Genomic DNA, 17,672 nt, shown 5'->3' with positions numbered 1-17,672 from the left:
GGTGCAGGGAAATGAAAACGTATAAACTGACCGTTTTTGAAAAAGATGGCGAAAAATTGCTGGATGTGTCTTTCGAATCGACAACCGATGAGCAGGCGAAAGAACGGGGTGCACAGCTGCTGCATGAGCATGCGTACGAGAGGAAAACACACCGCTGTACATCACCTGAAGGAAAGCTGCTGCTTTTTCATGCATAATGAAGAAAGCGCATTCAACTAAATGGAATGCGCGCGTTTTTTATTGATTAAAAACGGGCTTCCTCTTTTCTAAAAAGGCTTTAATGCCCTCTCGGTGATCGTCCGTTTCTCTCATTTTCAATTGTCCTTGCTTTTCAAGTTCAAGCGTTTTAAGTAACTGCGGACGATTTAAATCCGCCATAATTTTTTTCGTTTTAATCATCGCCTCGAGCGGCTTGTGCTGAAGTTCCTGAATAAGATAATCAATCTCCTCTTTGATGGTGCCCGATGCGACAGCGCGGTCTGCAAGCCCCATCTCCGCCGCTTCTGTGCCGCTCATTACTTTTCCGTCCCAAATCACTTTTTTCGCTTTTACTGGGCCGAGACGCCGCTCCAGCATGAAATGGCCGCCGCCATCCGGAATTAAACCGATGCCGATAAAATTCATCGCCACTTTTGAATCTGTTTCACATAACACAAAGTCAGCAGCGAGCGCAATGCTGAGCCCAAGACCCGCCGCAGCACCGTGAATCGCCGCAATCGTCAGCTTCGGCATCGAATAAAATGCCAGTGCAATATCCGATATCGTATCCATAATGCTGCTAAATTGTGCTTCATCCATCTGAGACAGCATTTGTTTTATATCTCCCCCTGCTGAAAAAACAGGTCCCGCTCCGGATAAAACAACCATTTTCACTTCACCATTTCCGCTTACTTCTTTTAAGCACATGCACAATTCTTTCATCAATTCCGCATTCAAAGCATTCATGGACTCGGGACGGTTAAATTGAATATACGCAATTTCTTCTTTAATTGAACAAAGCACAGCACTCATCATTTCGCCTCCCATCGTTCTATCCTTATCATACAAAAAATGAACAGTTATTCATAGTTTTTCGGTCGAAAAAAGTCCCGCTTTCTTAACGGGACGTTATTTTTTCTGACTGGAAAAGCTTATTTAATTTTTCAATTTTTTTGTCGGTAAATTCCATGAAACGGTCATTGTACGATTTTGGATCTTTCGGGTTGGCAAATTGTTCGATCTTGCCCGTTTCCGGATCGATAAATTTACTGGCCGCCCCGCAGCCGATTCCGATAATGGTCTGCATTTCTTCCATAATCATGATGTTATAAATGCTTTCCTGACCAGGCACCGCATAGCCGACATTTTCAAGGTTGCCGACGATGTTTTTCTGCCTGTATAAATAATAGGGTACATAGCCATGTTTTTCTGTCCACTTTTCCGCCATTTCCATCATTTTTTCCGCTTCATTGCGCCCGGCTACTTTATATTTATCCCGATTTTGGGTCATTTCCGATGCCCGTTTAAAGGACAGTGTATGGACAGTAAGTGATTCCGGCATTAATTTCTCGGTTTCATCGAGCGTATGCTGAAATTCAGCGGTTCCTTCACCCGGCAGGCCGATAATTAAATCCATGTTGATGTTATTCATGCCCATTTTTCTGGCGAGATGAAACTTTTCGATCGTTTCTTCCACTGTATGATGACGGCCGATCGCCCGCAGTGTTTCCTGTGTGTAGGACTGCGGATTAATGCTGATCCGGTCAATGTTCCATTTGTTCAACACATCAAGCTTTTCCGGTGTAATCGTATCGGGCCGTCCTGCTTCAACCGTGATTTCACGAATTTTTTCTGCGTCCGGGAACACATTGTACATATGCTCATACAACTCGTCCATTTCCTGCGCAATAATCGATGTCGGTGTCCCGCCTCCGTAATAGACCGTGGTGATCTTTACCTTATTTTCTTTCAGCCAGTCACCGATTTTCTCCATTTCATAATGAAGACCGCTTAAAAAGGATGAAACGCGCCCCTGTTTTCCTTGAATCGCAAACGCGGGAAACGTACAGTACGCGCATTTTGTGGGGCAAAAGGGAATGCCGATATACACACTCACTTCACGTCGCAGGTCATACAGATCCGGCACCATCGTCAGCTGACGCTCCACAATTCGTTCCATCAGCGTAATTTTGTCATCGGAAATCATATACGTTTCCTTTAAATGCTTGCGCGCTTCATGTTTATCAGCGTTCGCTTGATTTTGTTTATGCATCAGCTTTGTCGGGCGGATGCCGGTCAGCACACCCCAATTTTGCGTGATGCCCGTATACTGCGTCAGCACATCCAATACAACGTGTGATACCGCATTTTTTATCACTTTTCGACGCGATTTTTCTTCTTCCGGCAGTTCATCGATCATCCAGCTAGATGTATATTCGTTTCCGCCCGCAAAAAAAACGACCGATGCTTTTAATTCTGTTATCGTAAACGCCATGACCAGATCGTTCTCTTCATCGGTCAAAGTCGTTTCTTCAAAAAATAAATTGGAAATTAATTGAACAGGCCGGATTAATTTTTCATCCTGAAGCCCTTTTATTTGAATGAACACCTGTGTCCATCCCCTTTCTTCCTCTGCACTTTCCCCATCATATGAAAAAAGACGCCCCCGGTCAAGCCGGGAACGCCATCACAACTAGTGCCTGTAAAATGCCGATCAAGCCGCCGAGCAGCGCACCGAGCAATGTAATCATTTTTAATTCACGGTGCGTTATATCAAGCACGATCATCTCCAGACGGGCAATGGAGAAGTTTTCAATTTGCCTGCGGACGATGTCAGCGATTTTTAATTTTTGCATAATCACCGGGATGCGCGCGGCCATTTTGGCGATTCCTTTATCCGTGATTTCCGGGATGAGCGTGCCGGTCACTTTTTCTTCAAACGGCAGCGCATAAACAGAAATAGGTTTATTCAATATCGTTTGTATATCGAGCTGCCCTGCAACGAATTTTTTCGCTTTATTCACCATTTTTTCATCGGAAAACTGCTCGAGAACATCGGCCCATTTCCATTCGATCACTTTGTCCCATTCCTGTTTCAACATCGTGTCAAGAAGCTCTTTTGTACCCGGACTGCTTAAAAATTTAATGATTTCCGGGCGGATTTTATCTTCCAGCGACGTATTGCCGAGCACCATTTGAATCATGCCGCCAAATTTACCCCATTCCGCCAGAAAATCATCCGTCATTTTTTTCACACGGTAACGGCCCTCTTCTCCTGAGAAATAATCGACACCTTTTTGCAAAATATAAGAAGAGACGTCCGGAATTTTTTCTTCCGCTTTATCAAGCCATTCAACAGGCAAAGATTCCTTAACGGTTTGATCGATATAAAAATCTTTAATGGCATTGTACTTTTGATCAATCCATTCATTCATTTTCATCTCTACTTTTAAACCGGCATCCGGAATATGCGTTTTTTCAAGCAGCTCGGTGAGCGTCATATCGGAATGAATCCACTTTTTTGCTTCTGTCTGCAAAAGTGTTTCAAATTCGCCGCGAAATTCCGGTTCTTTTAATTTCTGCTCAATGCTTTCTGGTGTTAATAAATGTTCATCCACAATTTTCCCGACCTGCTTCGCCAGTTCGGATCGGCGTTTCGGGATTAATCCCGGTGTAAAGGGAATACGCCATTTGCCAATGTAACGGGCTTCATGCGGCCGAAACAGCATACGGATCGCCACCGCATTTGTTACGCCGCCAATGACGGCTCCAATCACACCCATAAATAAAATGAACCAGAACATATCCATAATTTCCCGCCTTCCACTCACATAAAGAAACGATGCCGGTTCCGGCCGGAACGGCATCGCATCCATTATCTGCTTTTGACAATCATATTAACCGCTTCTTGAATGGCATCATCTGCATTTTGCCCGCTTTCATGTGCTTCCCGAATGCACGATTCGAGGTTTTGGGCGACAATCAATCCAATTGAACGGTCAACAGCTGATCGAATCGCCGACAGCTGTGTGACAACTTCCCGGCAATCTTTTTGTTCTTCAACCATTTTGCTCACACCTCTAACCTGACCTTCAATCCGGCTCAGGCGGTTTTTCACATCGCGGTTGTATGTCATCATCATCTATCTCTCCGTTCTGATCTCCATTTTCATTTCCAGCACCTGAAAATTTCATACGAATATTATAACATCTTGTCCCAAAAAACGCATGTATGAGGGGCTTTCCTATGGAGGAAACAACTACCTGCTTTTGTCAAGCATAAACGAATGTGAAAAATCCATACTAGTAACACAATCACATCGGGTCATAGCCGAGAGAATCGGGCGGTGAACCGCAGCGGTGCAACTCCGTTAGACCCGGCCAAAAATTGATAAAGGGAGATGAACTGTAATGGCAAACAGCAACAGCGGTGGAAATCGCAACCAATTAGTAGCTCCAGGTGCTCAACAGGCTATCGATCAAATGAAGTACGAAATCGCGTCTGAATTCGGCGTGCAGCTTGGCGCTGATGCAACATCCCGTGCAAACGGTTCAGTCGGAGGCGAGATTACAAAACGTCTCGTACAAATGGCTGAACAACAATTAAGCGGCTTCCAAAAATAATTCTTTAAAAGAGAGCCGTCTCAAAAGATTAACTTTTGAGGCGGCTCTTTATTTAATTTCTTTTTTTAGGCAGGTTGACCATTTGCTTCGGATCAATCCATTGGTCATACTCTTTATTGGTTACATATCCGGATGCTAGAGCCGCTTCCTTCAGCGTCGTTCCATTTTGATGGGCAGTTTTCGCAATTTCCGCTGCTTTTTCGTAGCCGATATGCGGATTTAATGCGGTAACTAGCATAAGCGACTGCTTCATTAAGTGGTCAATTACATCCCGGTTAGCTTCTATGCCTGCCGCGCACCGCTCATCAAAGGACGAGATTCCATCAGCAAGCAGCCGGATTGACTGGAGCACATTATATAAAATAACCGGTTTGAACACATTTAATTCAAAATTCCCTTGACTTGCCGCAAAACCGACCGCGGCATCGTTTCCGAATACTTGAACAGCCGCCATCGTGAGCGCTTCACTTTGTGTCGGATTTACTTTTCCCGGCATAATCGAGCTGCCCGGTTCATTTGCCGGAATCGTCAGTTCACCAAGACCGCTTCGAGGACCGCTTGCAAGCCATCGTACATCGTTGGCGATTTTCATCGCATCGGCAGCAAGTGCTTTTAATGCTCCATGCACAAAAACGATTTCGTCATGGCTCGTCAATGCATGAAATTTATTTTTGGACGAAACAAATGGAAAATCTGTCTGTTTTTTTAACTGCTCCGCTGTTTTCACCCCGAATGAAGGATCGGCATTTATCCCTGTTCCGACCGCCGTGCCGCCGATGGCCAGGTTTAACAGTCCTGCTTTCGCCTGATCTAGCATGTTTTCACTTTGGACAATCATATGACGCCAGCCGGAGATTTCCTGTCCGAGCGTTAAAGGCGTGGCATCCTGCAAATGAGTGCGGCCAATTTTAATGACCTCCATGTATTCTTCCTCTTTCGCTTGCAGCGTGTTGGCAAACTGTTTCAAAGCCGGTTTCAATCGTTTTTCAATCTCGGAATATACCGCAATATGCATGGCTGTCGGAAAGGTATCATTGGAACTTTGCGACATATTTACATCATCATTCGGATGGATAAGTCCTTCTTGCCCGGCAATTTCAGAAGCGCGTCTTGCCACCACTTCATTTACGTTCATGTTTGATTGCGTGCCGCTTCCCGTCTGCCAAACAACAAGAGGAAAATGCCCATCCCACTTCCCTTCTAAAATTTCATCACACGCTTCCATGATGGCTTTCATTTTTTCTTCAGCCAGCTGGCCCAATTCACCGTTTACCGCTGCAGCCGCTTTTTTTAACTGAGCAAATGCATAAATCATCTCTATCGGCATTTTTTCTGTCCCAATCGGGAAGTTTTCTACACTGCGCTGCGTCTGCGCTCCCCAGTATTTATCCGCCGGCACCATCATTTCACCGAGCGTATCACGCTCAATCCGAAAATCCATTGTTCATTCCTCCCTTGAAATTTGTCTGTTTACACTTTTCCCTTTTTTCACCGCTTCATGCCCTTAAAAAGGAAAAGCCGCCTCATTTGAGACAGCTTCCACTATTATTCAATAAATCCTTCTTCTTTTAAAAATTCTTCAGCTACTTCCTCATATTTCTTACCATCTAAATCGACCCGCTTGTTTAATTCCTGCATTCGTTCATCATTGATTTTTCCGGCAAGCATATTGAGCACCTCTTTAAGTTGCGGATGACTTTCAAGCACTTCGCCGCGGACAACCGGTATCGCATAATAAGGCGGGAAGAACTGTTTGTCATCCTCCAGAACTTTCAAATTGAACGCTTGAATCCGCCCATCTGTCGTATAGGCATCAATCGCATCCACTTCATTGTTTTTAATCGCACTGTACATAATCCCGCTATCCAGTGTCTGCGTCGAAGCAAAATCAAGCCCGTATACTTCCTGCAAGCCCGGATAACCATCTGCCCGCTCTAAAAATTCAGGTTCTGAACCGAATCGCATGTCACCGGCATACGGCTTTAAGTCTGAAATCGTTTCAATACCATATTTGTCCGCGTCCGCCTGACGAATGGTCACAGAATACGTATTGTTAAAGCCAATCGGATCAAGCAGCTGCAAATCAAACTCTTCACCAAAACGCTTTTTCGCATAGTCGTATACATCATCCGGATCGTTGCTGTCGATTTCCTCTTTTAAATAGTTCAGCAAAATGGTTCCCGTGTACTCGACTGACATGTCGTATGATCCTTGCTTCAGTCCGTCAAAAACACCTGCCGACCCGCTGATAAACGATTCGTATTTCACATTCAAATCTGTATTTTCTTCAATCAGCTTTCCGTATACATGGACAAGAATTTCCTGTTCGGTAAAGGACTTGCCGGTAATCGTAATCGTATCGTCTGAATTGGCTCCGCCGACAAGCGACCATCCCGCCATACCGATAAATAACAATCCTGCCGCCGCGGCCAGAGCCAGTGTCATTTTACGGCCTCTTCTTCCTTTTTTCTGCAATGCTTCTGTTGATGAATTATATTCAACCCGTTTCAAAATAAAGTCCAGAATAATGGCGATGAGCGCCGCTGGAATGGCACCTGCTAAAATAAGGCCGGAATTGTACGTCTGGAGCCCGCGGAAAATTAAATCCCCAAGTCCGCCTGCTCCGATTAATCCGGCGATCGTCGCGACACCGACAATTAAAACGGCTGCGGTCCGCACACCCCCCATTATCACTTTCATCGCAAGCGGCAGTTCAACCATCCATAATACCTGCCTGCTCGTCATCCCCATCCCGACACCCGCTTCAACAGTGGATTTGTCGACACCTGTAATACCGAGATACGTATTTCTTAAAATCGGCAGCAGCCCGTATATCGTTAAGGCAATGATAGCCGGTGCTTCCCCTGTTCCAATGAATGGAACAAGAAATACGAGCAAGGCTAAACTTGGAATCGTTTGAAAGACAGCTGTGATACCGATAATCGGCTCGGCAATTTTTTTATGGCGGGTTAAATAAATACCGAGAGGCACAGATATGAGGATCGCAAGGCCAATGGAGATTAACGATAAATATAAATGCTCCATAATGAGCTGCCATATTTCAGCCCACCTGGTTGTAAACGCATTGGTTGTTTGTGCTATTAAGTTGATTGTCAAAATAGCTTCCCCCCCTTTTAAACAAATTGATTGGATATATGACGGACGATGCTGGCACGATTAATAATGCCCTGTACACGATTTTCTTCATCAGTCACAATGATAAAACTGAGCGGTGACTTATTAATCATTTCCAGTGCTGTTTCCGGATCTTCAAGATGATTGATCACAGGCACCGTCACTTTTTCAATATCGCGCAGCGTTAAGTCTTCGTCTGTATACGAACGCTGTAAATCCCATATGCCGACGACACCGTGATAGCGGCGCTGGTTATCGACAAGAATTAAGCTGTCAACCCGTTTTTGCCGCATCAATTTAAGGGCAGCAGCAATTCCTCTATCCGGTGAAGCCGTAATGGGTGATGTCATTAACAGTTCAAGTGCCGGCAATGACATTTGATCCTGAATGCGGTCTTCACCGATAAATTGCCGGACAAATTCATCCGCCGGATGGCGCAAAATGCGTTCCGGCGTGTCAAGCTGTACGATAACACCGTCTTTCATAATACAAATACGATCTGCGATTTTGAGTGCTTCATCCATATCATGTGTCACGAATACAATCGTTTTCTGAATTTCACTTTGCAGTCTCACAAGCTCATCCTGCAGCTGTTCACGGCTGATCGGATCAAGCGCACTGAACGGTTCATCCATTAAAATAATGTTGGGCTCTGCCGCCATCGCCCGAATAACCCCGATCCGCTGCTGCTGGCCGCCGGACAATTCAGCCGGATATCGGTCAGCAAATACATCCGGATCGAGACCGACAAGATCCATCAATTCTCGAACACGTGCGGCATATTTTGCTTCTTCCCATTTTTTCAGCTTCGGCACGAGACCGACATTTTCTTTAATCGTCATATGCGGCATTAAGCCGATTTGCTGAATGACATAGCCGATATCCCGCCGGAGCTGAACCGGGTTGATTTGTGAAATGTTCTTGCCGTCAATTTGAATCGTTCCGCTGGAGGGGTCAATCAGACGATTGATCATTTTCATCGTCGTTGTTTTCCCGCATCCGCTCGGCCCAATCAGGACAAACAATTCACCTTTCTTGACGGTCACATTCATCTTTTTAAGCGCTTCGAATCCATCCGGATACTTTTTTGATACATTTTTAAATTCGATCAAAAGCACGCACCTCCCTTTCTGTCCTTTTCCCTATTGAAAAATAATAAAAACACGTAAACTTCATTTTTTTATCATTTTTGTCATATACGTTTAGTCTGCACCATTCACGGGAACATAATTCAAAACAAAGGCTTATGAGGTGATGATATATGTTGAAAACCATTTTAATGATTATCGGGGCTATCGTCGTTATTTCATGGATTCTTTCCATGCTGTAAAATACAAAAAAGAAGGACTTCGCTGTGAAGTCCTTCTTTTTTGCTTAGCTGAATTGTTTACCGTACATTTTTTCTTCATACTTGCGGATGTGATCTTCGTCAGTCAATGTGACGGAAATTTCATCCCATCCATTTAAAAGCATCTTTTTCCAATAAGGATCGATGTCAAAATGAGCAGTGAAGCCGTTATCATCATTCACTGTTTGTTCCTCAAGGTTCACGTGAATACGATAGCCTTCCTCTTTTGAACGCTCCATAATTTCTGCTACTTCCTCTTCCGTTAGTTTCACAGCAAGGATTCCATTTTTTACACTGTTATTGTAAAAAATATCAGCGTAGCTTGATGCGATAATGACACGGAAGCCATAGTCGAGCAATGCCCATGGTGCATGTTCACGCGATGATCCGCAGCCGAAGTTTTCACCGGCTACGAGCACTTCCGCATTTGCATATTGCGGCTGATTCATCACAAAATCTTCACGCTTATTTCCATTGTCATCAAAACGCCAGTGATAAAAGACAAACTGACCAAATCCCTGGCGCTCAATTCGTTTTAAAAATTGCTTTGGAATAATTTGATCGGTATCGATGTTTGGACGGTTAAGTGGACAAACGACACCTGTAAATTGATTAATTGGCTGCATAATAGACCGCTCCTTTTTTTAATGAGTGACGCTTGATAATTGGCGAACATCTGTAAATTGACCTGTCACAGCTGCAGCTGCGGCCATAGACGGGCTGACAAGGTGTGTCCGCGCGCCATTACCTTGACGTCCTTCAAAGTTACGGTTTGATGTAGACGCACATCGTTTGCCCGGCGGCACCACATCGTCGTTCATAGCAAGGCACATAGAACAGCCTGATTCACGCCACTGGAAGCCAGCTTCTGTGAAAATTTTATCAAGACCTTCTGCTTCCGCCTGCTGTTTCACCGTCTGTGAACCCGGTACAACGATCGCTGTTACATGATCTTTTACTTTGCGTCCCTTTGCCACTTCAGCTGCTGCGCGTAAATCGCTTAAGCGGGAATTCGTACATGAGCCGATAAAGACAAAATCAACTGGAATGTCGCTCAATTTTGTGCCTGCTTCAAGACCCATGTAGTCAAGTGCAAGGCGGACAGATTCCTTATCTGCTTCCCGTTCGAAATCGTCAGGAGATGGAACGGACCCGGAGATGCCGCTTCCCATTGACGGGTTTGTTCCCCACGTTACTTGCGGTTCAATTTCGGCCGCATCAATTTCAAGCGTTTTATCATATTCCGCTCCTTCATCTGTTGCAAGAGCTAACCAGCGGGCCGTTGCTTCTTCAAATTCTTCGCCTTGCGGTGCATAACGACGGCCGCGCAAAAATTCAACCGTTGTTTCATCCGGGCTGACCAGACCGGCGCGTGCCCCTGCTTCAATGGACATGTTGCAGATCGTCATGCGTTCTTCCATCGTCAAATTGCGAATCGCTTCACCGGTATACTCCATTACGTACCCTACACCGGCATTAACGCCAAATTTCGCAATAATCGCCAAAATGATATCTTTTGCCGTTACGCCGAAGCCAAGTTTTCCGTTCACTTTAATTTGCAATGTTTTCGGGCGCTGTTGCCATAATGTCTGTGTTGCCAATACGTGCTCTACTTCACTCGTACCGATACCGAATGAAAGGGCGCCGAATGCACCGTGTGTGGATGTATGGCTGTCGCCGCACACGATCGTTTTACCCGGCTGTGTTAAACCAAGCTGTGGACCGATGACATGTACAATGCCCTGATCCGGATGATCAATATCAGAAAGTTCAATGCCGAATTCACGGCAGTTTTGCTCAAGTGTCTCAATTTGAGTTTTGGAAACAGGATCGTTGATGATGTGACGGTTAATCGTCGGTACATTATGATCCATTGTCGCATATGTCAAATCAGGGCGTCTAACTCGGCGTCCGTTCATGCGCAATCCCTCAAACGCCTGCGGGGATGTTACTTCATGGACAAGGTGTAAATCGATATAGAGCAGATCCGGTTTCCCTTCTTCTCTGTTTACAACGTGATTTTCCCAAATTTTTTCGATAATGGTTTTCTTCGTCATGTTACAGCCCTCCTCTTACATATGTGCATTTTTGATAAAGTGAAATTTTCATTAGTTGAACCAATCGGACTTTTACAGGCAGTTGATCTAATCAAGGCTTCTTTCATCTCTCTCATCTTTGAAGCGGGATTTTACTGCCCGTTAGAGTGTGATAAAAAACGGGGACTCTCCCCTTACTTGCAGACAATGCATGTAAGAATAGAATCCACCGTGGCTTTTCTCTTTACATATAAACGATATTGTCAATTGAAGATTCTGACTCTTCCGCAACCCGTGCTGTCACAAGTTCAATCATTTTATCTGTTCCAACAACCGTACTGCCTTCCATTTGTAAATCAGATGTGCAATAGCCGTCGTTCAATACAGATTGTACTGCACGTTCAATTGCTTCTCCTTCTTCACGCATGCCGAGTGAATATTTCAACATGAGCGCAGTTGACAAAATCATGGCAAGCGGATTCGCTTTATTTTGTCCGGCGATGTCTGGTGCTGAACCGTGAACCGGTTCGTAAAGACCGAAGCCGCTTTCGGAAAGACTGGCAGATGGCAGCATACCGAGTGACCCGGTAATCATAGATGCTTCGTCACTCAAAATATCACCGAATAAGTTTTCCGTCACAATGACATCAAACTGACCAGGACTTGAGATTAATTTCATGGCCGCGGCATCAACATACATATGGTCAACTGTCACATCCGGATAGTCTGCTGCTTTTTCATTGACGATTTCGCGCCACATACGGCTTGACTCAAGAACGTTCGCTTTATCCACCGACGTCAGCCGGCCGCCGCGGGCAGCAGCAAATTCAAACGCCTTGACAACGATTCTTTCAATTTCCTCACGCGTATATTGAAGTGTATCGACAACAACTTCCTTGTTTTCACCGCGTCGTTCGCTCGGTTTTCCAAAATACAGGCCGCCTGTGAGTTCACGTACGATCAGCATATTCACATTTCCGGCAATTTCAGGCTTCAGCGGAGAAGACTGCACGAGTTTTTGGAATGATGGAATCGGACGTAAATTTGCAAATAGTCCAAGTTCTTTACGAATCGCAAGCAAACCGCGCTCCGGACGTTCTGCTGACGGAAGGTTGTCCCATTTTGGGCCGCCGACCGCGCCGAGCAGCACAGCGTCACTGTTTCTCGCCAGTTCCAGCGTAGAATCCGGCAGCGGTGTACCGTGTGCGTCAATGGCTGCACCGCCGATATCCGCATACTCAATTTCAAATTCGTGGCCAAAACGCTTGCCTGCCGCTTCAAGTACGGCAGCCGCTCCTGATGCGATTTCGCGGCCAATCCCATCGCCTGGTAATACGGCAATTTTCTTCTTCACGTAAACCCCTCCGTTGCATTAAATGTGTGCTTTTTCCACTCCAGATTGTCGAGCCTGCAATGTAACAGCACGATTGACTGCGTTTAAATAAGCGAGTGCTGACGATTCCAAAACATCCTGCGCTGTACCGCGTCCGCTTGATTCCATACCGTTCAGTTCAACACGAACATGTACTTCCGCAAGAGCATCACGGCCGCCGCCCACTGAGTTGATTTTATAATCAAGCAGCTTTACTTCGCCCTTTACAATGCTTTCAAGCGTATTGTAAATCGCTTCAACGCTTCCTGATCCCGTGCCGGCTTCCGTAACGCTTGTCCCATCTGGTAATACAGCTGAGATTGTCGCTGTCGGAATATGCTCCGTTCCATATTGAACCTGCACACTTGTCAGCTCGTAGCCTTTCACGTCCGTTGCCTGCGTCTGCTTGTCAGCAAGAAGCGAGAATAAATCTTCATCGGTAATTTCTTTTTTACGGTCGGCAAGCTCTTTAAACATTTTAAATGCATCATTTAGCTTGTCTTCCGATAATTCAAATCCAAGCTCTGCCGCTTTACTCTTAAACGCATGACGTCCGGAATGTTTCCCCATCACAAGCTTGTTGGCGCTTAATCCGATCAGTTCCGGCGTGATAATTTCATATGTTGTTTTTTCTTTCAGCACGCCGTCTTGATGAATTCCTGACTCATGAGCAAAGGCATTGTCTCCAACTACCGCTTTATTAGCCGGTACGATCATGCCAGTCAATTTACTGATCAGGTTGCTTGTGCGTTTAATTTCATGCAGCTTCAAGCCGGTAGTTGCTTTGTAAAAATCGTTTCTCGTATAGAGAGCAACAGCTACTTCTTCAAGCGCAACGTTGCCTGCACGTTCACCGATTCCGTTAATCGTTCCTTCAACCTGGCCTGCGCCGCCTTCAATCGCTGCGAGTGAATTCGCTGTTGCCATCCCTAAATCATCATGGCAGTGAGCGGATAAAATCGCTTTGTCGATATTGCGCACATTTTGCGTCAAGTACTGGAAAATTTCTTTAATTTCCTGCGGTGTAATATAACCGACTGTATCAGGAATATTAATGACCGTAGCACCTGCATCAATCACCGCTTCTGTGACACGTGCAAGAAAATCAAGCTCGGTACGGCACGCATCTTCTGCTGAAAATTGAACTTTCGCAAAATTTTGTTTTGCATATTTTACCGCTTCAACGGCACGCTCCACTACTTCATCCTTACTCATCTTGAGCTTATGCTCAAGATGAATAGGAGATGTTGCAATAAAGACATGAATGCGCGGCTCAGCCGAACCTTTTAATGCTTCCCATGCCGCATCAATATCTTTTTTATTTGAACGGGCCAAACCCGTCACAGAGCTGTTTTTTATTGTATTAGCAATTTGCTTTACCGCATCAAGGTCACCTGGAGAAGCAGCCGGAAAGCCTGCTTCGATGACATCAACGCCTAATCGTTCAAGTTGCTTGGCGATTTCGAGTTTTTCGATCGTATTTAAATTGACGCCTGCGGATTGTTCCCCATCGCGCAATGTTGTGTCAAAAATCTCAATTTTTCGCACCAGAACCCACTTCCTTTTTGCCTTGTTTAATAAATGGCATTAATTCACGAAGCTCTTTTCCAACTACTTCAAGTTGATGTTCACTTTCACGGCGAGTGATTGCTGTGAATTCAGGACGGTTCAATTGGTTTTCCTGCAGCCAGCCTTTGGCAAATTTACCTGTTTGAATGTCCGTCAATACGTCTTTCATGCGTGCTTTTGTTTCCGCTGTAATAACGCGTGGTCCTGAAACGTAGTCACCCCATTGAGCTGTATCAGAGATTGAGTAGCGCATGCCGGCAAGACCGCCTTCATACATAAGGTCAACGATCAATTTCAATTCGTGCAAGCACTCAAAGTAAGCAATTTCAGGCTGATATCCAGCTTCTACAAGTGTTTCAAAACCTGCTTTTACAAGCTCAGCTGTACCGCCGCAAAGAACGGCTTGCTCACCGAACAAATCTGTTTCTGTTTCTTCACGGAATGTTGTTTCAAGAATACCTGCGCGGCCTGCACCCACACCTTTTGCGTATGCAAGGGCGATGTCTTTCGCTTGACCAGTAACGTCTTGGTAAACCGCGAACAATGCTGGTACGCCAGCGCCTTGCTCATACGTACGGCGAACAAGATGACCAGGGCCTTTTGGCGCTGCAAGGAATACGTCAACGTCAGCAGGTGGTACGATTTGATTAAAATGTACGTTGAAGCCATGAGCGAATGCAAGTGCTTTACCTGCAGTCAATTCAGGTTCGATTTCCGCTTTATATACAGCTGTTTGATACTCATCTGGAAGAAGGATCATGATAATATCCGCTGCAGCACTTGCTTCACGTACTGTTTTTACGTCAAAACCGTCAGCTGTTGCCTGGTCAAATGATTTTCCCGGACGAAGCCCTACTACTACATCCACTCCGCTTTCACGAAGGTTCAATGCATGTGCATGACCTTGAGAACCGTAACCGATAATTGCAACCGTTTTGTTAGATAGAACCGCTTCGTTAATGTCACCGTTGTAATATACTTTTGTCATTTTTTTCATCCTCCAAAAATTGTTTAATTTTTTTTATTTTAATTTAAAATAGAAAACTGTTTTGATTCCGACACAAGACGCTGTGAACCGCGTTTAATCGCTGTTTGGCCTGTGCGGGCTACTTCTTTAATTCCATAAGGACGGAGAAGTTCGATCATCGCTTCGATTTTCTCGAAGTTTCCGACAACTTGAATTGTGACACTGTCTTTCGCTACATCAATAATCGTTGCACGGAAAGGCTCAATAATAACGTTAATTTCAGCACGCGTCTGCGGTGTTGTCATTACTTTCAGAAGCGCAAGCTCCCTCGTTACAATAGCCTGATCGGTAATGTCATTTACTTTCAAGACATCAATTTGCTTATTGAGCTGTTTGACAACCTGCTCAACCATGCGGTCATCATCAACGTGGACAACGAATGTCATTTTGGAAATGCCTTCTGTCTCCGTTGCGCCAACCGTAATGCTTTCAATATTAAACTGGCGGCGTGTAAAAAGTCCGGTAATCCGATTTAATACACCACTTTGATTGAGAACAGTCGCTGTAACAATTCGTTTCATTGCGGTTTCACTCCGATCATTTCATGAAGTCCTTTGCCCGGCGCAATCATCGGATACACCATTTCTTTTGGCTTAATACGACAGTCGATGAGAACAGGCTCATTATCCTTCAATGTTTCACGCATTACTTTTTCCGCTTCTTCTTCTGTCTGAACGACGTAACCGCGAATGCCGTATGCATCAGCCAGTTTTACAAAGTCCGGCTGTACCGGAATCAGCGATTGTGAATAGCGCTCTTCATAAAATGTTTCCTGCCATTGACGAACCATGCCGAGTGCCATGTTGTTATACACGATAATTTTTACCGGAAGCTTCAATTCAGCAACAAGTCCAAGCTCCTGCAAAGTCATTTGGAAGCCTGCGTCACCGGCTACCGCCACGACTGTTTTATCCGGCTTCGCGATTTGCGCGCCGATTGCTGAAGGGAAACCAAAGCCCATTGTGCCAAGACCGCCTGACGTTACCCATTGATCCGGCTTGTTGAATCCGTAATATTGCGCCGTCCACATTTGATGCTGTCCGACATCGGTTGTCACAACGGCGTCACCCTCTGTAATCTCATGAATAATTTTCATGAGAGCCTGCGGTGAAATCCCATCTCCGCCTTCTGTGTTCCATAGTGGATTTTCCACTTTATCCTGCTCAAGTATTGCGCGCCATTCGTCCGCCTTCGGTGCTTCAAAATCAAGGCTGAGGATTTTTTTCAATGCTTCACGCGCGTCCGCAACGATTGGAATTTGCGTTGGAACATTTTTACCGATTTCCGCCGGATCAATGTCGATGTGTGCCACTGTTGCATGTTGTGCAAAGTGAGCCAGATTCCCTGTTAACCGGTCATCAAAACGAGCACCGATGTTGATCAAAAGATCTGCTTCATAAAGGGCTTTATTCGCTGTGTGTGTCCCGTGCATTCCGCCCATTCCAAGGAATAAAGGGTGGCTGGACGGGAAACCGCCAAGACCAAGCAGCGTGTTGACAACCGGAATTTGCATTTTTTCGACAAATTGGAGCAGTTCTTCCGATGCCTTCGCATGTAGCACTCCCGCTCCGGCCAAAATAACCGGTTTTTTTGCTTGTGCCAGAGCGCTGCGAAGCTTTTTCACCTGCAGGCTGTTCGGCTTAAAGTTCGGCTGATAGCCCGGCAAATTTAATTCATCGACAAATTTCACTTCACCGACTGATTGAGCAATATCCTTTGGAATATCGATCAATACAGGTCCCGGACGGCCGGTTGTGGCAATATGAAATGCTTCATGTACAATCCGTGGAAGATCTTCCATAGAGCGGACTTGATAGTTGTGTTTTGTAATCGGCATCGTGATACCAATTACGTCTGCTTCCTGGAATGCATCCGAACCAATGACACCTGTAGCAACCTGTCCCGTAAACACAACGAGCGGAATGGAATCCATCATCGCATCGGTAATACCTGTTACAAGATTTGTTGCGCCGGGGCCTGATGTTGCAAGAACAACACCCGGTTTACCAGATACACGTGCATATCCTTCCGCCGCGTGAATGGCTGCCTGCTCATGGCGGGCTAAAATGTGGCGGATCGGATTTTTATACAGGGCATCATATAGAGGAAGAACCGCACCGCCCGGATAACCGAACATAACTTCAACATTTTCTCTTTTCAGCGTTTCAATAAACAAATCGGCTCCATCGATCGGACCTTTATTTTCGGGCGCTTGTGCCTCTAATTTAAAATCTTCCGCTTTTGCATTTTGACTCATTATTAATTCCCCTCCAAATAATGGTTTTATTTTCCGTATTGGCAAGAGGCGACTGCTTTATCTGACCCACAAGATTGGCTCACAAAGGCGTTACAACGCGGTCTGGATGCTTAGGCAGGCAATTACCGCTGGATATTCCTCATTTAGCCTTTGCTCATTCTCATCTTAAAAATTGACAAAAAGAAAAGTCTTCTCACGCCTGCGACTGCCTAAACAGAAACGCAGGGGTGAAAAGACTTCTTCACTTTTCACGGTACCACCCTGATTCACGAATTTTCTCACAAAAATCCGCCTTATGGGCCGCCGAAAAATCGGTCGGTCCTTTTG

Annotated in this window: 16 protein-coding genes; 2 read left to right on the top strand and 14 right to left on the bottom strand. The window is 45.3% G+C overall.

The genetic code is table 11. The annotated features are described in order from the left end of the window. Nucleotides 1–11 precede the first annotated feature (11 nt). A complete protein-coding gene (locus BTO30_RS02290; RefSeq protein WP_075397105.1) occupies nt 12–197 on the top strand; it encodes a YhzD family protein in 186 nt (61 codons plus the stop codon). A 40-nt stretch (nt 198–237) separates the two neighbouring features. On the opposite strand, the gene BTO30_RS02285 is transcribed toward BTO30_RS02290, so the two are convergent. The 4 genes from BTO30_RS02285 to BTO30_RS02270 form a co-directional block, all read right to left on the bottom strand. After that, nucleotides 238–1,011 (bottom strand): enoyl-CoA hydratase, encoded by a 774-nt coding sequence (locus tag BTO30_RS02285; protein ID WP_143331895.1) that lies wholly within the window; start codon nt 1,009–1,011, stop codon nt 238–240. 85 nt (nt 1,012–1,096) lie between these two features. Further along, nucleotides 1,097–2,587, bottom strand: a complete 1,491-nt coding sequence (locus tag BTO30_RS02280) for a coproporphyrinogen III oxidase (protein ID WP_075397103.1) — start codon at nt 2,585–2,587, stop codon at nt 1,097–1,099. A gap of 61 nt (nt 2,588–2,648) precedes the next feature. After that, nucleotides 2,649–3,788: a DUF445 domain-containing protein gene (locus BTO30_RS02275; RefSeq protein ID WP_075397197.1), complete on the bottom strand. Its 1,140-nt coding sequence runs from the start codon at nt 3,786–3,788 to the stop codon at nt 2,649–2,651. Between the two features lie 65 nt (nt 3,789–3,853). After that, nucleotides 3,854–4,114, bottom strand: coding sequence for a metal-sensitive transcriptional regulator (locus BTO30_RS02270; RefSeq protein WP_075397196.1), 261 nt, complete (start codon nt 4,112–4,114; stop codon nt 3,854–3,856). Between the two features lie 274 nt (nt 4,115–4,388). On the opposite strand from BTO30_RS02270, the gene BTO30_RS02265 reads away from it, so the two are divergent. Further along, a complete protein-coding gene (locus tag BTO30_RS02265; RefSeq protein WP_075397102.1) occupies nt 4,389–4,601 on the top strand; it encodes an alpha/beta-type small acid-soluble spore protein in 213 nt (70 codons plus the stop codon). Nucleotides 4,602–4,653: 52 nt separating this feature from the next. On the opposite strand, the gene fumC is transcribed toward BTO30_RS02265, so the two are convergent. The 10 genes from fumC to ilvB all read right to left on the bottom strand — a co-directional run bounded on the left by fumC (nt 4,654) and on the right by ilvB (nt 17,345). Beyond that, entirely contained in the window at nt 4,654–6,042 is a 1,389-nt protein-coding gene (fumC, locus tag BTO30_RS02260) for a class II fumarate hydratase (protein ID WP_075397101.1), read from the bottom strand. Between the two features lie 104 nt (nt 6,043–6,146). Then, nucleotides 6,147–7,718: a glycine betaine ABC transporter substrate-binding protein gene (locus tag BTO30_RS17810; protein ID WP_281248571.1), complete on the bottom strand. Its 1,572-nt coding sequence runs from the start codon at nt 7,716–7,718 to the stop codon at nt 6,147–6,149. 17 nt (nt 7,719–7,735) lie between these two features. Beyond that, the gene (locus BTO30_RS02250) at nt 7,736–8,848 is read right to left on the bottom strand and encodes an ABC transporter ATP-binding protein (RefSeq protein ID WP_075397100.1); all 1,113 of its coding nucleotides are present in this window, start codon (nt 8,846–8,848) and stop codon (nt 7,736–7,738) included. 262 nt (nt 8,849–9,110) lie between these two features. Continuing rightward, nucleotides 9,111–9,710 carry a 3-isopropylmalate dehydratase small subunit gene (gene leuD, locus BTO30_RS02245; protein ID WP_075397099.1) on the bottom strand — a complete coding sequence of 200 codons (600 nt, stop codon included), beginning with the start codon at nt 9,708–9,710 and terminating at the stop codon, nt 9,111–9,113. Between the two features lie 18 nt (nt 9,711–9,728). Next, nucleotides 9,729–11,141 (bottom strand): 3-isopropylmalate dehydratase large subunit, encoded by a 1,413-nt coding sequence (gene leuC, locus BTO30_RS02240; RefSeq protein ID WP_075397098.1) that lies wholly within the window; start codon nt 11,139–11,141, stop codon nt 9,729–9,731. A 223-nt stretch (nt 11,142–11,364) separates the two neighbouring features. Further along, entirely contained in the window at nt 11,365–12,474 is a 1,110-nt protein-coding gene (gene leuB, locus BTO30_RS02235) for a 3-isopropylmalate dehydrogenase (protein ID WP_075397097.1), read from the bottom strand. An 18-nt stretch (nt 12,475–12,492) separates the two neighbouring features. Next, the gene (locus BTO30_RS02230) at nt 12,493–14,040 is read right to left on the bottom strand and encodes a 2-isopropylmalate synthase (RefSeq protein WP_245796304.1); all 1,548 of its coding nucleotides are present in this window, start codon (nt 14,038–14,040) and stop codon (nt 12,493–12,495) included. Further along, entirely contained in the window at nt 14,027–15,049 is a 1,023-nt protein-coding gene (gene ilvC, locus BTO30_RS02225; protein WP_075397095.1) for a ketol-acid reductoisomerase, read from the bottom strand. Before ilvC ends, BTO30_RS02230 begins: the two co-directional genes overlap by 14 nt. A gap of 38 nt (nt 15,050–15,087) precedes the next feature. Beyond that, nucleotides 15,088–15,609, bottom strand: coding sequence for an acetolactate synthase small subunit (gene ilvN / locus BTO30_RS02220; RefSeq protein WP_075397094.1), 522 nt, complete (start codon nt 15,607–15,609; stop codon nt 15,088–15,090). Then, a complete protein-coding gene (gene ilvB / locus BTO30_RS02215) occupies nt 15,606–17,345 on the bottom strand; it encodes an acetolactate synthase large subunit (protein ID WP_245796302.1) in 1,740 nt (579 codons plus the stop codon). The genes ilvN and ilvB overlap by 4 nt, the downstream gene beginning before the upstream one ends. Nucleotides 17,346–17,672: the final 327 nt, after the last annotated feature.

This window comes from Domibacillus antri (assembly GCF_001936625.1).
In the GTDB taxonomy this organism is placed as follows: domain Bacteria; phylum Bacillota; class Bacilli; order Bacillales; family Domibacillaceae; genus Domibacillus; species Domibacillus antri.
This window is presented reverse-complemented; position numbering and strand designations above follow the sequence as displayed.

Bases quoted from the DNA above. Each gene is read 5' to 3' on its own strand.
- BTO30_RS02290 (WP_075397105.1), top strand. From the start codon at position 12: ATGAAAACGTATAAACTGACCGTTTTTGAAAAAGATGGCGAAAAATTG.
- BTO30_RS02285 (WP_143331895.1), bottom strand. From the start codon at position 1,011: ATGAGTGCTGTGCTTTGTTCAATTAAAGAAGAAATTGCGTATATTCAA.
- BTO30_RS02275 (WP_075397197.1), bottom strand. From the start codon at position 3,788: ATGGATATGTTCTGGTTCATTTTATTTATGGGTGTGATTGGAGCCGTC.
- BTO30_RS02270 (WP_075397196.1), bottom strand. From the start codon at position 4,114: ATGACATACAACCGCGATGTGAAAAACCGCCTGAGCCGGATTGAAGGT.
- BTO30_RS02265 (WP_075397102.1), top strand. From the start codon at position 4,389: ATGGCAAACAGCAACAGCGGTGGAAATCGCAACCAATTAGTAGCTCCA.
- fumC (WP_075397101.1), bottom strand. From the start codon at position 6,042: ATGGATTTTCGGATTGAGCGTGATACGCTCGGTGAAATGATGGTGCCG.
- leuD (WP_075397099.1), bottom strand. From the start codon at position 9,710: ATGCAGCCAATTAATCAATTTACAGGTGTCGTTTGTCCACTTAACCGT.
- leuC (WP_075397098.1), bottom strand. From the start codon at position 11,141: ATGACGAAGAAAACCATTATCGAAAAAATTTGGGAAAATCACGTTGTA.
- ilvC (WP_075397095.1), bottom strand. From the start codon at position 15,049: ATGACAAAAGTATATTACAACGGTGACATTAACGAAGCGGTTCTATCT.
- ilvN (WP_075397094.1), bottom strand. From the start codon at position 15,609: ATGAAACGAATTGTTACAGCGACTGTTCTCAATCAAAGTGGTGTATTA.
- ilvB (WP_245796302.1), bottom strand. From the start codon at position 17,345: ATGAGTCAAAATGCAAAAGCGGAAGATTTTAAATTAGAGGCACAAGCG.